Here is a 17,943-nt window from a genome sequence, read left to right as displayed (position 1 = left end):
TCACGCATCCCTCAAGACCGCCAGCGGCGGCGTATGGAGTACCTGACGCAGCACCAGGCTACCGCCTGCCCACGCCGCCAGCATGCCGGCCAGCGGCCCTGCCAGCCAGACCCAATAGCCTGCCACGACATCGAAATCGAAAATATATCGGGCCAGTGCCTGTGCCAGCAGGACGGCAGCAGCCGACGCCAGCAGGCCCGCCGTGAAACCAGTCAGCAACAGTTCATAGCGCTGCACCCGCGCCAGCCAGACCCGGCCCGCGCCGAGCGCGCGCAGAATGCCGGCCTCACGACGGCGCTCGTCCAGCGTTCCCGACAGCGCGGCTGCCAGCACCAGGATACCTGCCGCCAGGGTAAAGCCGAACAACAGTTGCACCGCTGCCACTGTCTGATCCAGTACCTGGCGCAATTGCAGCAGTGTGGCCGTCACATCGAATACCGTCAGGCCGGGCATGGCCCGTACCATGTCGCGCAACGTGGCCTGCCCGCCATCCGGCAAGTGAAAGGACGTGATCCAGGTGCGCGGCGCACGCTCCAGCGCGGCGGGCGACAGGATGGCGAAGAAATTGACCTGCATACTGTTCCAGTCCACCTGGCGGATGCTGCTCACCGACACCTCCACCAGGTCGCCAGCCACATCGAATGCGATCCGGTCACCCAGGCCGATGCCCAGTCGCAGGGCCAGTTCCTCTTCGAGCGATACTTCCTGGCCTGCACCATCCAGCGCCCTGCCCTGCACGATCCGGTTGTGCCCGGGCAAGGCATCGGCATAGGACAGATTGAACTCCCGTTCGGCTTGGCGCTGCGCGCGCGGATCCTCGTAGCGGGCCGGATCGACGGCCTCGCCATTGATGGACACCAGACGACCCCGGATCATGGGTGCCAGTTCGGGCGAACTGACGCCGGCATCAAGCAGGGATTGCTGTACGGCGTCGCGCTGGTCATCCTGGATGTTGATGACGAACCGGTTGGGCATATCGGCAGGCAGGCTGGCCTGCCAACTGCCGACCAGATCGGTGCGTGCCAGTGCCAGCACCAGGATTGCCATCAACCCCAGCGCCAGCGTGACGACTTGCGCGAGCACACCTGCGCGCCGACGTCGCATGCCGGCCAGGGCCATGCGCCAGGCCGACGTCCGTCCTCCGGCCCGCGCCAGCCAGCCGGCCAGCATCAGGCCTGCATGTGCGGCCAGCGCAAAAATCAACGCAGCCCCCGTAAAGCCCAGCGCCACCATCCCGCCCAGACGCCAATCACCCGCAAACCATGCCAGCAGCAGCGTCAGTCCGATCAAACCGGGCGCATAGTCGAGCATCGCACCACGGATGTTGCCCTCGACCTGTGCGGGTCGCAGCACGCGCATCGGCGGCACCCGCCGCAACCGGTCGAGCGCGGGCCAGGCAAAGGCCAGCAACAGCCAGAGTCCCAGCAAGGCCGCACGCAGCGCCGGCCAGAGACCGACAGGGGCCAGCGTTTCAGGCAGCAGATCCCCCAGGATAGCCAGCAACGCGCCATGCGCAGCATACCCAAGGCCCATGCCTGCCAGCGCGGCAACCAATCCCGCCATGAAGAACTCAGCCAGCAACAGCGCCGTGATATCGGCCTGGGTGCTGCCCAGGCAACGCATCACGGCCATGCCGGCACGATGGCGCTGCAGAAAACGCCGACTGCCCAGCGCAATGGCCAATGCCGCCATCATGGCGGCCGTCAGCGCCACCAGTGACAGGAACTGCTGTGCCCGTACCAGCGTGGCATGCACGGCAGGGCGACCCTCCTCCAGCGTATCCAGCCGCAGGCCGGTCTTGAGCTGCGGAGCCAACCAGCGTTCCCATTGCCCGACCTGTTCCGGCGTACCGGCCACCAGCAGCGCATAATCGATCCGGCTACCCGGCACGATCAGCCCCGACCGCGCCAGGTCCTCGGCACTCAGCATCAGCCTGGGGGCCATCGTGGTCAGACGCATCTCGCGATCCGGCTCGTAGGTCAGCACGCCATCGATACGCAAGGTCAGATTGCCCAGCGCCAGACTGTCGCCCAGGTCGGCTCCCAATGCAGCCAGCAGGCGCGGCTCAGCCCAGACGCTGCCAGGCACCGGTGCGCCACGTTCCCATTGCCCGACGGGATCATCTGCCGTGCGTGCCACCCGCACCTGACCACGCAGCGGATAGTCGGGACTGACAGCCTTGACCGAGGCCAGTTGCATATCCTGTCCGAAGCGCGCCATCGAAGGAAATTGCCAGGTATGGGCCAGTTGCAGACCACGCCGTTGCGCCTCCTGCTCCCAGCCATTCGATAACGGCGTATCCGACCTGAGCACGCTGTCAGCTCCCAGCATCTGGCCAGCCTCGCGACCCAGGGTCCGTTCTACCCGGTCAGCCAGCAGGCCGACACCGGCCAGGGCCGCCACGGCCACCAACAAGGCAAGGCACAGCATGCCAAGCTCCCCTGCCCGCGCGTCGCGCCAGGCAAAACGGATGGCTTGCTGCCAGAAGCGGCGGGTCATGATCGGCATGTGGCGGCATATCCTGCGGAGGGTTTTTTGTGCAAGCATTTTACAGGCGCGTAAAATGCCGCGTTTGACATATTCATTCTATAAGCTGATCCGAGGAGAAGACACCATGATTCGCACCCCCTGGATGCGTTCCCTGCTGGCCGCCGCCTGCGTGGCGGGCGCCGCCTTCAGCCAGCCTGCCGCTGCCGCCGATTCACTCAAGATGGCCTATGCGCTGTCGGCCAATTCGCACTATGGTGCGGGCGGCAAGGCGTTCGCGGAGTCCTTCGAAAAAAACACCGATGGTCGCTTTGCCATCGAGCAGTTCGGCAACAGCGCCCTGGGCGGTGAACGCGAAGTCATCGAAGGCCTGCAACTGGGCACCATCGACCTGGCGATCCTGTCGACGGGTGCCACGCTCAATTTCGTGCCGGCCACCGGCGTATTCGACATTCCGTTCCTGATGCGCGACCTGGACCATGCCCGCGCCGTGCTCGACGGCCAGATCGGCACCGACATGCTGGGTGAATTCTCCAAGCGCGGCCTGGTTGGCCTGGCCTGGGGCGAACAGGGCTTCCGCCACCTGACCAACAGCGTGCGTCCGGTCCGCACCCCCGAAGATGCCAAAAATCTGAAGATCCGCACCACGGAAAACCCCATCCATATTGCCGCCTTCCGCGCCATCGGCATCCTGCCTACGCCCATGGCATGGCCGGAAGTGGCAACGGCACTGCAGCAAGGCACCATCGATGGTCAGGAAAACCCGCTGTCGGTCATCGTCTCGGCCAAGCTGTCGCAACTGCAGAAATATGCATCGCTGACCGGCCACGTCTATGCACCTGCCGTCATCGTGGCATCTCCTGATCTTTTCGACAGCCTTTCCGACGAAGACAAGCAGAAACTGGTCGAGGCTGCACAGGCCGCCGGCGCAGCGATGCGCGCCTATGTCGATGACGTCGAGAAAAACGGTGTGGCACAGCTCCAGGCCGAAGGCATGGAAGTCGTGACCGATGTCGATCGCGAAGCATTTGCAGCGGCGGTCGAAACGGTCTATCCCGAGTACTACAAGAAGTTCGACAAGCAACTGATCGATTCGATCCGCGCTGTCCAGTAATCCCTCTCGCGATTCTATCGTTGCATCATGCGTCTACTCTGCCTCATTGACCAGGCGCTCTTTCGCCTGGTTTCCGCTGCGGTCCAGATCCTGCTGCTGGCGGCCGTAGCCGCCGGCTTCTTCCAGGTCGTGGCCCGTTTCGTCCTGCACAGCCCGCTCGATTGGAGTGAAGTGGCGACGCGGGCCATCATCATCTGGACCGTGCTGCTGGGTACGGCGCTGGCGTTCCGCCATGGTGCCATGATCAGCGTGGATATGCTGCGCAGCATCATGGCCCGGCGCGGTTTCCGCTGGTTCTCAGACATCATCGCCCTGACCTGCATGAGCTTCCTGCTCTTTCTGGCCTGGATCGGAGGGCAGATGACCTGGCGGGTCCGCTTCCAGACCGTACCGAGCCTGGAGATCTCGATTTCCTGGATCTACCTGGCCATTCCGGTCGGTGCCACGCTGGCCGCCATCGGCGTACTGGCCCACTGGGTCGAGCAGCGCCGGCAGCCGCTGCCGGCCACGTCGACAGACGACGCGCAGCATACGGGCAGCGAGCATCATGCCGACATTGCCTCCACGACTTCCGGGAGGCCCTGAACGCCATGTCCCAGTTGATGATTTTCTCCATGGTCGTCTTTTTCGGCCTGTCTATTCCTGTTGCCGTGGCCATCGGCCTGTCCTCGATGCTCGGCATTGCCCTGACCGAGCGGCTGACCTGGCTGGTCGTGGCGCAGCAGCTCTTTGCAGCCCTGGACAAATACCCGCTGGTCGCGATTCCCTTCTTTATCCTGGCCGGCAACCTGATGGAAGCCGGTGGCATCTCGGCACGCATGGTCGATTTCGCCAAGAGCCTGGTCGGACGCCTGCAGGGCGGCCTGGCCTGCGCCTGCGTGCTGACCTGCATGATCTTTGCTGCCGTAGCCGGCTCCAGCGTGGCCACGACCTTCGCAGTGGGTGCCATCCTGATCCCGGCCATGGTGCGCCACGGCTACCCGGCACCGTTCGCGGCATCGCTGCAGGCAACGGCTGCGGAGCTGGGCGTCATCATCCCGCCGTCGATCCCGATGATCCTGTTTGCCGTGTCCACCGACACATCGACCGGCGAACTGTTCATCGCCGGCGTCGGCCCCGGCCTGCTGATCGGTATCGCGCTGATGTTCTATGTCTGGTTCCATGCCCGCCGCCATGGCCTGGGCAAGGATGACGGCAAGGACCGTCTGACCGTCGGTGCCGCGCTGCGTCGCTCCTGGCTGGCGCTGCTGATGCCCGTCATCATCCTGGGCGGCATCTACGGCGGTGTCTTCACCCCCACCGAAGCCTCGGTGGTCGCCGTGGTCTACGCCCTGCTGGTCAGCATCCTGATCTACCGCACTATCCGCTTCAGTACGCTGTCGCTGGTGCTCAAGCGCTCGGCAGTCTCCAGCGCCGTGATCATGTTCATCATCGCCAATGCCGGCGTGTTCAGCTTCCTGCTCAATCGCGCTGGCGTGCCCGATGCGCTGGGTGCCTGGCTGAGCCAGTTGTTCAGCGACAAGATGACCTTCCTGCTCGGCGTCAACCTGGCGCTGTTCGTCATCGGCATGTTCATCGAGACCTCTGCTTCGATCGTGGTGCTGGCCCCGCTGCTGCTGCCAGTGGCCGTGCAGTTCGGCATTGATCCGGTGCATTTCGGCGTGATCATGATCGTCAACCTGGCGCTGGGCATGATCACCCCGCCACTGGGCGTCAACCTGTTTGCCGCCAGTACGGTATCCGGCGTGCCACTGGAAAGAATGATGCGACCGCTGGTGCCGTTCGTACTGGTGACACTGGCCTGCCTGGCCCTGATCACCTATCTGCCAGGGCTGTCGCTGGGTCTGCGGGACCTGGCCTACGGATACTGATCCACTGGCTGTCTTGAAGCCTGCCTGCCCAGGGTAGGCAGGCTTCAGACCCAGGCAAAGGCAGGGTCGCCCCACCTGATGCCTGAACGGTATCCTTAAAACTCGTAGCGCATGCTCACATTGATGCTGCGCGGTGCGCCCCAGGTGTAGAACAGTCCTTGCGCATTGAAGTTGGTCACACCGGCAAAGTATTTCTTGTCCAGCGCATTGTTGAGGTTGGCATGGATACTGAGCCGGTCATTGACTTGATAGCGTGCCATCAGATCAAGCAGCCAGTAGGCCTCCTGGCGCAGCTCCGCCGTGCCGCGCTGTACCGAAATCGCACTCTGCCAGCGGGTGGCCGCGCCGACCGTCAACCCGCGCAGCGAACTCTCGCCAAACTGATAGGTTGTCCCCAGCTTGAACTGGTGTTTGGGCGTGGTGCTGGCACTGTTCAGATCGCTGCTGTTCTGCACATAGCTGCCCTGAACCTGCCAGCCACGCACCACCTCACCGGAAAGCTCCAACTCGTAGCCCTTGCGGATCGCGCCCGAAACCGCCGTGTAATACTCCTCGCCGCGCACATTCATGCCCGCCACTTCGGCGGTATTGTCGGTCCGCATCCAGAAGTAGCTGGCACTGGCATTGAGACGCCGGTCAAAAAACTCACCCTTGGCACCGACCTCATAAGTGATGCCTTCTTCAGGGTCCAGCGTCCGATCATCAATATCCTTGGCGCTCTGTGCCTGGAAGATGCTGGCATAGCTGGCATAGACCGAGACATCCTGCGCCACATCGATCACCAGACCGGCATAGGGCGTGACCACAGCCTTTTCATGCAGGTCGTAGTTGTACCAACCGACATCGGTCACATCCTTCTGCCGATAATCGGTCACGCGTGCACCGACGATCAGCTTGACCGGATCGGCCAGCGAAAAGCGGCCGGCAGTATAGGCATACCAGCGGTCATTGCTGAAATAATCGTCGGAATAGTCCTGGTTGTCGGCAGGTTGCGGAACGATGCTGCCACCCTGGCTGAAGTCGGCTCCACTCAGAACCTCGTCAGGCTGGCTGGACCTGAGCAGCGTCGTCCGATGACGGGATGCGCCGACACCGAACAGCAACTGGTGCTCCTGCCCGAAAAGCTCGAATGGCCCCTGCAGATCGAGCATGACACTCTGGTCGCGCGATTTGATGTCTTTGTACAAACCGTACTGAGCTGTCACTGGCACAGCATAGCGCAGCGAACCGATGCGCATATTGGGCGTCTGGATACCCTCGTGTGCCACTTGCAGCTTGCCCGTCCAGCCATTGGCAAAACGATGCTCCAGGCGGGCGAAGGCATTGAGGGAGTTCTGCCGGTAACCGGCCCAGTCTGCGCCGATATTGAAATCACGTGGCATCAGGGGCACGGCGTTGCCCTTGCCGTCAAACCCCTGGATCGGCGTGGTACCACCGGCCCCCCGTACTTCACGCTCGCGCCAGGTCAACCCTGCGCTCAGCACGGTATCCGGCGTCAGGTCGTATTCCAGCGTGCCGTATACCATCGAGCTGTCGGTATCCTTGCCATTGAAGGTCTTGGCATCCCTGCGTGCGGCGACCAGCCGGCCACGCAGACTGGCATCGGCATTCAGCGGACCACTCACATCGGCATCAGCCCGATAGGTATCCCAACTGCCGGCTCCCGCCGTGACGCTGGCCTGAAACTCGCGCGTGGGCCGCTTGCGAATGAGATTGACGGTCGCACCATAGGCACCATCGCCGTTGATCAGGCCCGACGAGCCCTTGAGCACTTCGATGCGGTCGATCTCGGCCATGTCGTCAAAGCTATGGACGATGTGGCTGTTCCAGCCCCAGCCATTGCTGTAGCGGCGATTGCCATCGGTCTGCAAATTGACCTTGGAACCCCGGACATTGAAAGTGGCCATATCGTTCTGCCGGGTCACCGTCACGCCGGGCGTCTGCTCCATGACATCAGCCAGTGTTTCCAGCTTGAAGTCGTCCATGCGCTGGCGCGTCATCACGGTCACCGATTGCGGCGTCTCGCGCAGCGTCATCTCCAGGCCCGTCGCCGTCCTGCTGGGCCCCGTTGCCGTATAGCTACCGGTGCCATCTGTCGTGCCATCGGCAACCCCCTGTACTGTGACGGCATCCAGCATCTGGGTATGGCCGCGCTCCATCTGGCGGATCGGGCGCAGGGCATAGCCACCACCAGCGCGCGCCTGCGCCTCGATACCCGAACCGGCCAGCAACGCGGCCAGCCCCGCCTCGGCATCGTAGCGGCCTGAAAGTCCAGGGCTGTAATGCCCTTGCAGCAAAGCGGCGTCATAGGTCAGGTTGATGCCTGCTTCACGGGCAAAATGCAGTACGGCGGCATCAAGCGGGCCTGCCGGAATACTGTAGCTGTTCGACTCGGCGGCAGGTGCCGATGTCGCGGACGCCTGGGCCTGGGCCACTCGACCATCCAGCCCAAGGGCCACCCCCAGCGACAGGCATATCAGGGCACCCTGCAAGGCACGCGCCAAAGGCGTGCGCTGGAAATGCATGAATTCAGCAGGAGAAACGGAGTCGGCGGCCGATGGTGGCGTCGGTCTGGAGGTCAGGGTCATGGCTTGGCTTTACGAATGAGAGTGAATCAAAAATCGGTATTCACTCAATAAGCCGGACCAGAACGGAAAACCCCTCAGTTTTCGTGAAGTGCCCCTACCGATACCCAATATCGCGTCAGATAGCGGATACGGACCGGCTGTGTCTGGGCCAGGAACTGCAATGCGCGATCAGTGTCCTGCAGATGGAACAATCCAGACACACGCAGGCCTGCCACCGCCTCGTCCCAGCGCAGCAGGCCTGCGCGATAGCGGGCCAACTCACCCAGCACGAGCGAGAGCGGCATATCCTCGCCTGCAATCACACCCTGCGTCCAGCCATCGACCCGCATGCCCTGCATATTCTCAGTGGCAACGACATCGGTGCCAAGCAGATATGTCTCCCCTGGCTTGACGATATGCACCGCCTCGGCAGCGTCTGCCGGATACAGGGCCACAGCACCTTCCTGCACGCCGATGCGCACCCCGTGCTCCATCAGGCGCACCGTGAAGCGTGTACCCAGCGCCTGCAAGCGTCCGAACGGCGTCTGCACCCAGAAGGGTCGACGGACAGGTTGACCGATATCGGCACCGGTACGGATGGCCACCTCGCCACGCGTCAGGACGATTCGCCGCAGCGGACCGAAATCGGTACGAACGGCGCTGTCTGTATTGAGGTGCAGAGTCGTGCCATCGTCCAGTTGCCACTGGTGCCGCTCGCCCATCACCGTGCTGGCATCTGCCACCAATCGCTGCCAGGGAGTATGGCGCTGGGCCATCCATCCCAGGCCGGCCAGCAGCCCTCCCATCGACAAAGCCTGCAACGCGGTACGGCGCTGGGCCTGCCGGCGGGTGCGCTGTATCTGGACGCGATCCAGGGCATGGTTCAGCAAAGGAGCCGGCATGCCGGCAAAAGGCTGCGACAGCGATGTGATCCGTTCCCAGGCCAGCGCATGCAGCCGGTCAGTGAGCAGCCAGCGTTCGAACGAGACATGAGTCTGTTCGGATGGCTCGCCATGGTGCAGGCGAATAGACCAGGAAATGGCCGCCTCGATCACGGCCTCCGGAATGGGTACAGGGCGGCCTCGCCGCAGATCCGGGCTCATGTTTCAAAGCGTGCGGCATAGCAGGCACGCAATCCTTTGGCGATATAACGCTCGACCGTGGCCACCGACACGCCAAGGCGCTCGCCGATCTGCCGGCAGGTCAGCCCCTCGAGCTGCGCCAGCAAAAAGGCATTGCGCACTGCCGGCTTGAGTGTGTCCAGCATACGATCGATTTCGGTCAGGGCCTCCAGCAGGATCATGCGTGTCTCGACCGAAGGCACCTCGGACTCGGGCAGATTCGCCAGGGTTTCGAGCCAGGCCTGCTCCAGGTCGCGCCGACGCCAGTGATCGACCACCAGGCCACGCGCGATGGTAGCCAGCAAGGCCCTGGGCTCGCGTGCCTGGATGGGTGCCTGGCGCATCAGCAGGCGCATGAATACATCCTGGGCCAGATCGGACACATCGCCGGCATTGTCGAGCCGGCGACGCAGCCAGCCCTGCAACCAGCCATGATGATCGAGGTACAGCATCCGCACTTCCTGCTGCACTACGCCCTTGTCTGCCACTGCCGCATACCCTCACGTTTCAGTGATGGCACACGCCATCCACGGATAAGAATTGTTTTTATTTTATATTGCAGATGAAAAATCGGGCAACTTGCATGGGGCGTGTGGCAAAACGCCAGCACCATCAGGCTCAAGCATCATCCCCACGCAGCCGTGCCAGCGCCTCGTCGAGCCGGTCCACGGCCCAGATTTCCAGTCCTTCGATCGGTTGTCTGGGCGCATTGGCCGACGGAATCAGCGCAATGCCGAAGCCCAGCTTGGCGGCTTCGCGCAAGCGCTCCTGCCCGCGAGGTGCAGGACGGATTTCCCCCGCCAGCCCTACCTCGCCAAAGGCCACCAGCCCCTTGGGCAGTGGCCGGTTGCGCATCGACGACATAATGGACAGAAGAACCGGCAGGTCGGCTGCGGGCTCGGCAATCCGCACGCCACCGACCGCATTCAGGAAAACATCCTGGTCGAAGGTGGGAATCCCGGCATGCCGGTTCAGCACTGCCAGCAGCATGGCCAGCCGGTTGCTCTCCAGACCCACGGTCAGGCGACGCGGGTTGGGCACGTGGGCGCTGTCGACCAGCGCCTGGATCTCGACCAGCAGCGGCCGGCTGCCTTCCTGCGTCACCATGACGCAGGCTCCGGGCACCTGCTGCTCATGACGTGACAGAAACAGCGCAGACGGATTGGCCACACCCTTGAGACCCCGGTCGGTCATGGCGAACACGCCCAGTTCATTGACTGCCCCAAAGCGGTTCTTGATGGCCCGGACCAGGCGGAACGAAGAATGTGTATCCCCTTCGAAATACAGCACCGTATCGACGATGTGCTCCAGCACCCGCGGACCGGCCAGTGCCCCTTCCTTGGTGACATGGCCGATCATGATGATGGCGGTGCCTGTCTGCTTGGCAATGCGCGTCAATTGCGCGGCACACTCGCGCACCTGTGCGACCGAGCCGGGCGCTGAACTCAGTTCCCCCGAGTAAAGAGTCTGGATGGAATCGATCACCGCCACGGCGGGCCGATGCTGGGCCAATGCTGCCTGGATCGCCTCGAGCCGAATCTCCGACAGCAGATCGACCTGCCCCGTTTCCACGCCCAGCCTGCGTGCACGCAGCGCCACCTGAGCCGCCGACTCCTCACCCGTCACGTACAGCACCGGCACGCGCCCTGACAGGGCAGCCATGGCCTGCAACAGCAGCGTCGATTTGCCGATGCCGGGGTCACCGCCGATCAGCACCACGGCCCCCTCGACCAGGCCGCCACCCAGTACCCTGTCGAATTCATCGAGCCCGACGGGGGTGCGCGGCAGTTCCTGCGCCTCGACCTCGGCCAGCTTGCGCACGGTCACGTCACTGCCTGCCAGCGGAGCAAAGCGATGCGCCGCCCCGGCGGCAGGCGCATCGGCGATCACGCTTTCCTCAAGCGTATTCCAGGCATTGCAATGCGGACACTGCCCTTGCCACTTGGGTGTACGGCCGCCGCATTCGCTGCATATGTACGCGGTTTTTGCCTTTGCCATCGATCCCTGCCCTGTCTGCTGTCAAAACGAGAATTGCAAGTCTAACGTATCGCCCTGGAGACACCGCCCAGGCAATTGACGCTTATCCATCCACGCCAGGGCCGAGCCAGCCTAAAATGCCGCCATGTCCGTCGATCACTATGAAAACTTCCCCGTGGCCTCCTGGCTGCTGCCGCCTGCCATCCGGCCTGCCGTCGTGACCATCTACCGTTATGCCCGCCATGCCGACGACCTGGCCGACGAGGGCGATGCCACGCCCCAGGCCAGGCTGGCTGCCCTGCGGGCATGCCGTGCAGCCCTGCATGCCCGCCTGCAGGGGCAACCCGTACCGGAGGGGCCCGAACAGGCAGAACTGGACACCCTCTGTACCCCGCTGGCAGCCGTCATGGCACGTCATGGACTGTCGCAAGTGCCCTTCGACAACCTGCTGAGCGCTTTCGAGCAGGATCTGACCACCCATCGCTACGACAGCTACGCCGCGCTGCTGGACTATTGCCGCCTGTCAGCCAACCCGGTCGGCTATCTGATGCTGTCGCTGTTCGGTGTCGGCGGCCCCGATGCGCTGCGCGAATCCGATGCGATCTGCACCGGTCTGCAGTTGGCCAACTTCTGGCAGGATGTCGCCATCGATCTCGACAAGCAGCGCATCTACCTGCCCCAGGAAGACCTGCGCCGTTTCGGTCTGGACCCGGCGCAGCCGGACACATGGGCCACGGCACCTGGCTGGCGACCTCTGATGAAATTCCAGATCGATCGCACCCGCCGCCTGCTAAAATCCGGCTGGCCGCTGACCCGACGGATTACCGGTCGCTGCGGCTGGGAGCTGCGCCTGATCGTCCAGGGTGGTCTGCGCATTCTCGACAGGATCGAAGCTGCCGATTTCGATGTGTTCCGCCACCGCCCCGTACTCGGCAAGCGTGATGGCCTCATAGTGCTGTGGCGGGCATTGCTGAACCAGATATGACTCCCGACGAATACTGCCAGGACAAAGCCGCCCGCAGCGGTTCGAGCTTCTATTACGCCTTCCTGTTCCTGCCGCCCGAACGGCGGCGCGCCATCACGGCCCTGTATGCCTACTGCCGCGAAGTGGACGACGTGGTGGACGAGTGCACGGACCCGTCACTGGCCCGCATCAAGCTGGCCTGGTGGCGCGAACAGATCGCGGCCATGTACGAAGGTCGTGCCGAACATCCCGTCACCCAGGCGCTGGCACCGCATATTCATGTCTACGGGCTGGAGAAGGACAAGCTGCTGGCCGTCGTCGATGGCATGGAAATGGACCTCGACCAGAGCCGCTACCTCGACTATGCCGGCCTGAAAAAATACTGCTGGCATGCGGCTGGCGTCGTCGGCGAAATGTCCGCCGCCATTTTCGGCCATACCGAGCCGGCCACGCTGCTGTATGCAGAAAAGCTGGGACTGGCCTTCCAGCTCACCAACATCATCCGCGACATCGGCGACGATGCCCGGCGCGACAGGATCTACCTGCCCATCGACGATCTGCAGCGCTTTGGCGTCAAGGCGGCCGACATCATCAATGGCCGCTATTCCGAACAGTTCTCGGCACTCATGGCATTCCAGGCCGAGCGAGCACGGCAAGCCTACCGCGAAGCCGTACAGTTGCTGCCCGAGGCAGACCGCCGGGCACAGCGTCCCGGTCTGATGATGGCAGCCATCTACCATGCCCTGCTCGATGAGATCGAACGCGAAAACTGGCAGGTCCTGCACCAGCGTATCGCCCTCACGCCACTGCGCAAACTTTTCCTGGCCTGGCGAGTCTGGGTCAGCGGTGGCCGCAGTCTGATCCGCCGCCTGTCGCGCTGACCCTGCCTCCCCATTACACGAGACTGCCATGTCGCACGCCACGGATTCCCTACATATCGCTGTCATCGGTGCCGGCTGGGCCGGCCTGGCGGCCACGGCCACCCTGCAGGAACTGGGATGCCGCGTGACCGTATTCGAAGCCGCCCATCAGGCCGGCGGCCGGGCCCGGCGCCTGCCCTCCTCGACCGGCTTCGACCATCCACTCGACAACGGCCAGCATATCCTGCTGGGTGCCTACCGCGAAACGCTGGCCCTGATGCAGAGTATCGGCATCAATCCAGACAAGGCCTTGCTGCGCCTGCCGCTGCAACTGGGCAGTGCCGACGGCAGCTTCGGCCTGCGAGCCCCCCGCTGGCCTGCCCCCTGGCATGCATTGGCCGCATTGCTGGAAGCAGACGGTCTGAACTGGTCCGAACGCCTTGCCGCCATCCGCCTGCTGCTGACGCTCAAGGGTGCCCGCTGGCAGGCTCCCGCCCAGGAAACCGTCTCCGGTCTGCTGCAGCGGCTGCACCAGCCCGAAAGGCTGTGCCAACGGCTCTGGCATCCGCTTTGCATGGCCGCCATGAACACCTTGCCAGCCAAAGCCTCGGCGGCACTCTTTGCCACCGTACTGCGCGACAGTCTGGGCGGCTCGCGCCATGACTCGGATCTGCTGCTGCCGGCCCGCGATCTGTCGGCCCTCTGGCCCGACACCATCGCGCAAAGTGCCGACATCCGTTTTGGCCATACCATCCGCAAGGTTCACCTGGAACTGGCCCACGGCCTGCGACTCGACCAGTTTCCCACGATATTCGATGGCGTCATCGCCGCCATCCCGCCACACAACGCGCATCGCCTGCTGCACGACTGTGGCGACAATGCCCTGCTGGCCCGTCTCAATGCATTCGACACCCAGCCCATCGCCACGCTGTATTTCAAGCTGGCCAAACCCTGGAAGTTGCCGGCACCGATGCTCATGCTGTGGGAAGACCATGAGCGTGGTCATGACGGCCAGTGGCTTTTCGACCGCACACAACTGCTTCAGGCTGCCACCGCCGGCAGCAAGGCAGCGGGCAGCGGCACGGAACTGGCCGTGGTCGTCAGCGCTGCCCAAGCCCTGCTGGAGCGGCCCCGCGAACTGGCAATCGCCCGCCTGGAAGAACAGGTTCGCGAACAGGTCGCCCGCCACCCCCGCAGTCCAGGCCCGATGCCCGAGGTGATCGAGCATGCCCTGATGATCGAGAAAAAGGCGACATTCACCGCCCGGCCCGGGCTGGTGCGTCCTGCTACGGCCACGCACTGGCCAGGGCTGCGACTGGCAGGTGACTGGACGGACACCGGCTATCCCGGCGTTCTCGAAGGTGCGGTACGCAGCGGCAAACAGGCTGCGCAGGAGCTTCATGCCTGGCTGAACGGCATCAAGACATAGTCATCGTTCGGAAAAGCCGGAAGTGAATAAATGCTTTATTTCAGGCTTTTCGAAAATCGATTTTCAATTTCCTTTCGCGGCAGAAGTCCATGAAGCGTCGGGACACCAGCATCTGCGTCTTGAACTCTGAATCGCGCACAATCAGAAAACCATCACCTGGATTGCCTTTATAGACTGCTTTTTCCAGGATAAAGTCACCATCCCTCAACATCCTGAAGGAAGAGGCTTCCTTGTCGACAATATCCAGAAAATCATTTGTCCTGCACAGATAAAAATCCGTGACATGCTCCTCGCATGCAATCCTTATTCTGGCCCATTCCAGGCTGCCTGGGGCGAATTCCTCAATTTCACGCATGGCTCTTTCCGAAAAAACAGGCACCCCGATATTGGCGGAAAGATAATCGGCCTCCAGGAGATTTGAATATTCTATATTTTCCTGAGCGATCCCTTCCAGGGTCGTGAAGCCAAGAAACGCCCCATCTCCCTCGCCCCATATGAAGTACGAGGATATCCTTCCTTTGGGATCCCGGATATCGATAACATCACCGCCAGCGGCAAGCAGACTGTCGATAAAATAAAATTCCATACCCATGATCCGGGGAGATATTCTCAGCTTGCAGAAATGCCTGAGTGATGTTTTGTTGCATCAGCCAGCGTGCGCCTCGATATAGCGTCGCACGGCCTGCGCATCGTTGTTCATCACCTCGACACGCTGCGGCAGTTGCTCAAGTTCCGCCAGGGCGGCGGGACGCGCCGGTTCGATGCCGATGGCCTCGACAATGGTGGCAGAGAACTTGGCCGGCAAGGCCGTCTCGAGCACCAGCATCGGTACACCGGCCTCGACATGACTGGCCGCGACCTTGGCGGCATCGGCCGTATGCGGATCGATCACCACGCCAGACGCGGCATGCACCGCGCGGATCGTCTCCAGGCGATCCTGGTGGCTACTGGAGCCGGACACAAAGCCGAACTCGCGCTCGAAACGAGGCTGCTCGGCCGACAGATCGAACTGCCCTTCCGCTGCCAGCTGTGCCCACAGCGCCCGCACCCGCTCGGGATCGCGGCCCACCAGATCGTAGACGAAACGCTCGAAATTGGACGCCTTGGAGATATCCATCGACGGGCTGGACGTGACGTAGGTCTGGGCACTGGCGCGAGGGCGATAGATCCCGGTGCGGAAAAACTCTTCCAGTACGTTGTTTTCGTTGGTGGCCAGTACCAGCCGCCGGATCGGCAGCCCCATGCTGCGAGCAATATGGCCGGCCAGGATGTTGCCGAAATTGCCGGACGGTACGGCAAACGATACTTCGCCGCCCGCAACATTGGCACGCAGCCAGCCGTGGATGTAATACACCACCTGGGCAGCGATCCGGGCCCAGTTGATCGAGTTGACCGCACCGATCTGGTAGCGACGGCGAAAATCGAGATCGCCGGCCAGTTGCTTGACGATGTCCTGGCAGTCGTCGAACATGCCATGCACCGCAATGTTGTGGATGTTGGCATCCTGCAGCGAATACATCTGCGCCCGCTGGAACGGGCTCATCAGGCCATGCGGCGACAGCATGTAGACCGCCACATTGCGCTTGCCGCGCAACGCATACTCGGCCGCCGATCCGGTATCGCCGGAAGTGGCCCCCAGGATATTGATCTGCTGGCCGCGCTGGCCCAGCACATACTCGAAGACCTGGCCCAGGAACTGCATGGCCATGTCCTTGAAGGCCAGCGTCGGCCCTTCGGACAACCCCAGCAGTGTCAGGCCGCCGCCTGCGTAGCCGGGCAGCGGCTTGAGCGGCACGATGGCCGCACTGGAGAACACGCCTTCGCGATAGGCATCGGCTGTCAGGCGACGCAGATCGGCTGACGGGATATCGTCGGCAAACAGTCCCAACACCTCGGCAGCCAGCTCGGCATAGCCCAGGCTGGCCCAGGCAGAGAGATGCGGGCGAATGTCCGGCAGCGTTTCCGGCATCGCCAGACCGCCGTCGGGGGCCAGCCCCTCGAGCAGGACATCGGAAAAGGACTGCGGCACCATGCCGCCACGCGTGGAGAGGTACTTCATGCCAGGTTTTCCATACGAATCCGGGTCACGCTGGAGCGGACCTGCGGCAATTGCTCGATCAGGCCGATGGCCCGGTTGACGTCGCGCTCGACGGCCTGATGGGTCAGGAAAATGATATCGGCACCGGAATCACCATGCGGGCGCTGGATCATCGAGCCGATGGAAATCTCGGCCTCGGCCAGGATCCGGGCGATATCGGCCAGCACGCCCGGCTGGTCATCGACATGCAGGCGCAGGTAGTACGCCGTGCGGACATCCTCGATCGGAAGAATGGGCGTGTCTGCCATGGCATCATGCTGGAACGCCAGGTACGGCACCCGTTGCTCCGGCGCGGCCCCCTGCAGGCGCGCCACATCGACCAGGTCGGCGATCACGGCCGATGCCGTCGGCTCTTCGCCTGCGCCCTGGCCGTAGTAAAGCGTGGGGCCTACGGCATCGCCATGCACCAGCACGGCATTCATGGCACCTTCGACATTGGCCAGCAGCCGGCCCTCGGGAATCAGGGTCGGATGCACGCGCAGCTCGATACCGTCGGGACGCAGCTTGGTGATGCCCAGCAGCTTGATGCGATAACCCAGGTTTTCAGCGTGGACGATATCTTCCTGCGCCAGCTTGCTGATGCCCTCGACATGGGCGCGGTCGAACTGCACCGGTACGCCGAAGGCCATCGATGCCAGCAAAGTCAGCTTGTGCGCGGCATCGACACCCTCGATATCAAAGGTCGGATCGGCCTCGGCGTAGCCCAGGCGCTGGGCATCGGCCAGCGCAGCCTCGAACGACAGCCCGCGGCTGCGCATTTCGGACAGGATGAAATTGGTAGTGCCATTGATGATGCCGGCCAGCCAGTTGATCCGGTTGGCGCTCAGGCCTTCGCGCAGCGCCTTGATGATGGGGATACCACCGGCCACGGCAGCCTCGTACACCAGCATCACGCCTTTTTCGCGAGCTGCGGCAAACAGCTCGTTGCCATGGCAGGCCAGCAGCGCCTTGTTGGCGGTCACGACATGCTTGCCCTGGGCAATGGCTTCGCGGACCAGTTCAAGTGCCAGCGTATAGCCGCCGATCAATTCGACCACGATGTCGATTTCTGGATCACGCACGACCTCGAAAGGATCGGTCGTGATGGCCGTGGCGTCGCCCACCTTGCTGCGCGCCCGCGCCATGTCGCGCACGGCGATACGACTGACCTCGATGCTGCGACCTGCGCGACGGGCAATTTCCCCGCCATTGCGATTCAGTACATTCCAGACACCGCCACCGACGACACCCAGACCCAGCAACCCGACCTTGAGCGGTTTCATTTCAACAGACCACGGCTTCATTTCAACAGACCACCCTTGCGGAACGATTTCCCCAGGCGCTGCGCACCGCACACACCGGGCAATTAAGATAAAACGGATAACCTGATAATCTAGCGCAAGGTCGGCGCTATCGCAAATCAATTCGTTGCTTGAACGGCCAAATTCCTGTCATCGCTCTGTCATGACGTATTAC

Annotated in this window: 14 protein-coding genes; 6 read left to right on the top strand and 8 right to left on the bottom strand. The window is 62.9% G+C overall.

The window, feature by feature from the left end:
- A complete protein-coding gene (locus ABN482_RS12145; protein WP_349504233.1) occupies positions 1-2,508 on the bottom strand; it encodes an ABC transporter permease in 2,508 nt (835 codons plus the stop codon).
- A 106-nt stretch (positions 2,509-2,614) separates the two neighbouring features.
- On the opposite strand from ABN482_RS12145, the gene ABN482_RS12140 reads away from it, so the two are divergent.
- The 3 genes from ABN482_RS12140 to ABN482_RS12130 are packed head-to-tail and all read left to right on the top strand — an operon-like array spanning position 2,615 to position 5,472.
- Positions 2,615-3,601: a TRAP transporter substrate-binding protein gene (locus ABN482_RS12140; RefSeq protein ID WP_502877288.1), complete on the top strand. Its 987-nt coding sequence runs from the start codon at positions 2,615-2,617 to the stop codon at positions 3,599-3,601.
- 27 nt (positions 3,602-3,628) lie between these two features.
- On the top strand, positions 3,629-4,186 hold the full coding sequence (locus ABN482_RS12135; RefSeq protein WP_349504232.1) for a TRAP transporter small permease: 558 nt from the start codon (positions 3,629-3,631) through the stop codon (positions 4,184-4,186).
- 5 nt (positions 4,187-4,191) lie between these two features.
- Positions 4,192-5,472, top strand: a complete 1,281-nt coding sequence (locus ABN482_RS12130) for a TRAP transporter large permease (RefSeq protein WP_109060825.1) — start codon at positions 4,192-4,194, stop codon at positions 5,470-5,472.
- 95 nt (positions 5,473-5,567) lie between these two features.
- Here ABN482_RS12130 and ABN482_RS12125 read toward each other — a convergent pair whose 3' ends face one another.
- The 4 genes from ABN482_RS12125 to radA all read right to left on the bottom strand — a co-directional run bounded on the left by ABN482_RS12125 (position 5,568) and on the right by radA (position 11,158).
- The gene (locus ABN482_RS12125; RefSeq protein WP_349504231.1) at positions 5,568-8,060 is read right to left on the bottom strand and encodes a TonB-dependent siderophore receptor; all 2,493 of its coding nucleotides are present in this window, start codon (positions 8,058-8,060) and stop codon (positions 5,568-5,570) included.
- Positions 8,061-8,134: 74 nt separating this feature from the next.
- Positions 8,135-9,142, bottom strand: a complete 1,008-nt coding sequence (locus tag ABN482_RS12120) for a FecR domain-containing protein (RefSeq protein WP_349504230.1) — start codon at positions 9,140-9,142, stop codon at positions 8,135-8,137.
- Positions 9,139-9,612 (bottom strand): sigma-70 family RNA polymerase sigma factor, encoded by a 474-nt coding sequence (locus tag ABN482_RS12115; protein WP_349504229.1) that lies wholly within the window; start codon positions 9,610-9,612, stop codon positions 9,139-9,141. The genes ABN482_RS12120 and ABN482_RS12115 overlap by 4 nt, the downstream gene beginning before the upstream one ends.
- Positions 9,613-9,778: 166 nt before the next feature.
- Positions 9,779-11,158, bottom strand: a complete 1,380-nt coding sequence (gene radA / locus ABN482_RS12110; RefSeq protein WP_349504228.1) for a DNA repair protein RadA — start codon at positions 11,156-11,158, stop codon at positions 9,779-9,781.
- 124 nt (positions 11,159-11,282) lie between these two features.
- On the opposite strand from radA, the gene hpnC reads away from it, so the two are divergent.
- The 3 genes from hpnC to hpnE are packed head-to-tail and all read left to right on the top strand — an operon-like array spanning position 11,283 to position 14,390.
- Positions 11,283-12,122 carry a squalene synthase HpnC gene (gene hpnC / locus ABN482_RS12105; RefSeq protein ID WP_349504227.1) on the top strand — a complete coding sequence of 280 codons (840 nt, stop codon included), beginning with the start codon at positions 11,283-11,285 and terminating at the stop codon, positions 12,120-12,122.
- Positions 12,119-12,982, top strand: coding sequence for a presqualene diphosphate synthase HpnD (hpnD, locus tag ABN482_RS12100; RefSeq protein ID WP_109060831.1), 864 nt, complete (start codon positions 12,119-12,121; stop codon positions 12,980-12,982). Before hpnC ends, hpnD begins: the two co-directional genes overlap by 4 nt.
- A gap of 28 nt (positions 12,983-13,010) precedes the next feature.
- Entirely contained in the window at positions 13,011-14,390 is a 1,380-nt protein-coding gene (hpnE, locus tag ABN482_RS12095) for a hydroxysqualene dehydroxylase HpnE (protein WP_349504226.1), read from the top strand.
- A 40-nt stretch (positions 14,391-14,430) separates the two neighbouring features.
- On the opposite strand, the gene ABN482_RS12090 is transcribed toward hpnE, so the two are convergent.
- From ABN482_RS12090 to ABN482_RS12080, 3 genes are read right to left on the bottom strand one after another with little or no spacing between them, the layout of a single operon-like run.
- A complete protein-coding gene (locus ABN482_RS12090; RefSeq protein ID WP_349504225.1) occupies positions 14,431-14,976 on the bottom strand; it encodes an imm11 family protein in 546 nt (181 codons plus the stop codon).
- A 60-nt stretch (positions 14,977-15,036) separates the two neighbouring features.
- Complete coding sequence (thrC, locus tag ABN482_RS12085) at positions 15,037-16,449, bottom strand: threonine synthase (RefSeq protein WP_349504224.1); 1,413 nt, start codon at positions 16,447-16,449, stop codon at positions 15,037-15,039.
- On the bottom strand, positions 16,446-17,750 hold the full coding sequence (locus ABN482_RS12080) for a homoserine dehydrogenase (protein WP_349504223.1): 1,305 nt from the start codon (positions 17,748-17,750) through the stop codon (positions 16,446-16,448). Before ABN482_RS12080 ends, thrC begins: the two co-directional genes overlap by 4 nt.
- Between the last annotated feature and the right edge of the window lie 193 nt (positions 17,751-17,943).

This window comes from Corticimicrobacter sp. (assembly GCF_040137905.1).
Classification (GTDB): domain Bacteria; phylum Pseudomonadota; class Gammaproteobacteria; order Burkholderiales; family Burkholderiaceae_B; genus Corticimicrobacter.
The sequence above is the reverse complement of the archived record's forward strand: the minus strand, read 5'-3'. Positions and strand labels throughout refer to the sequence as shown.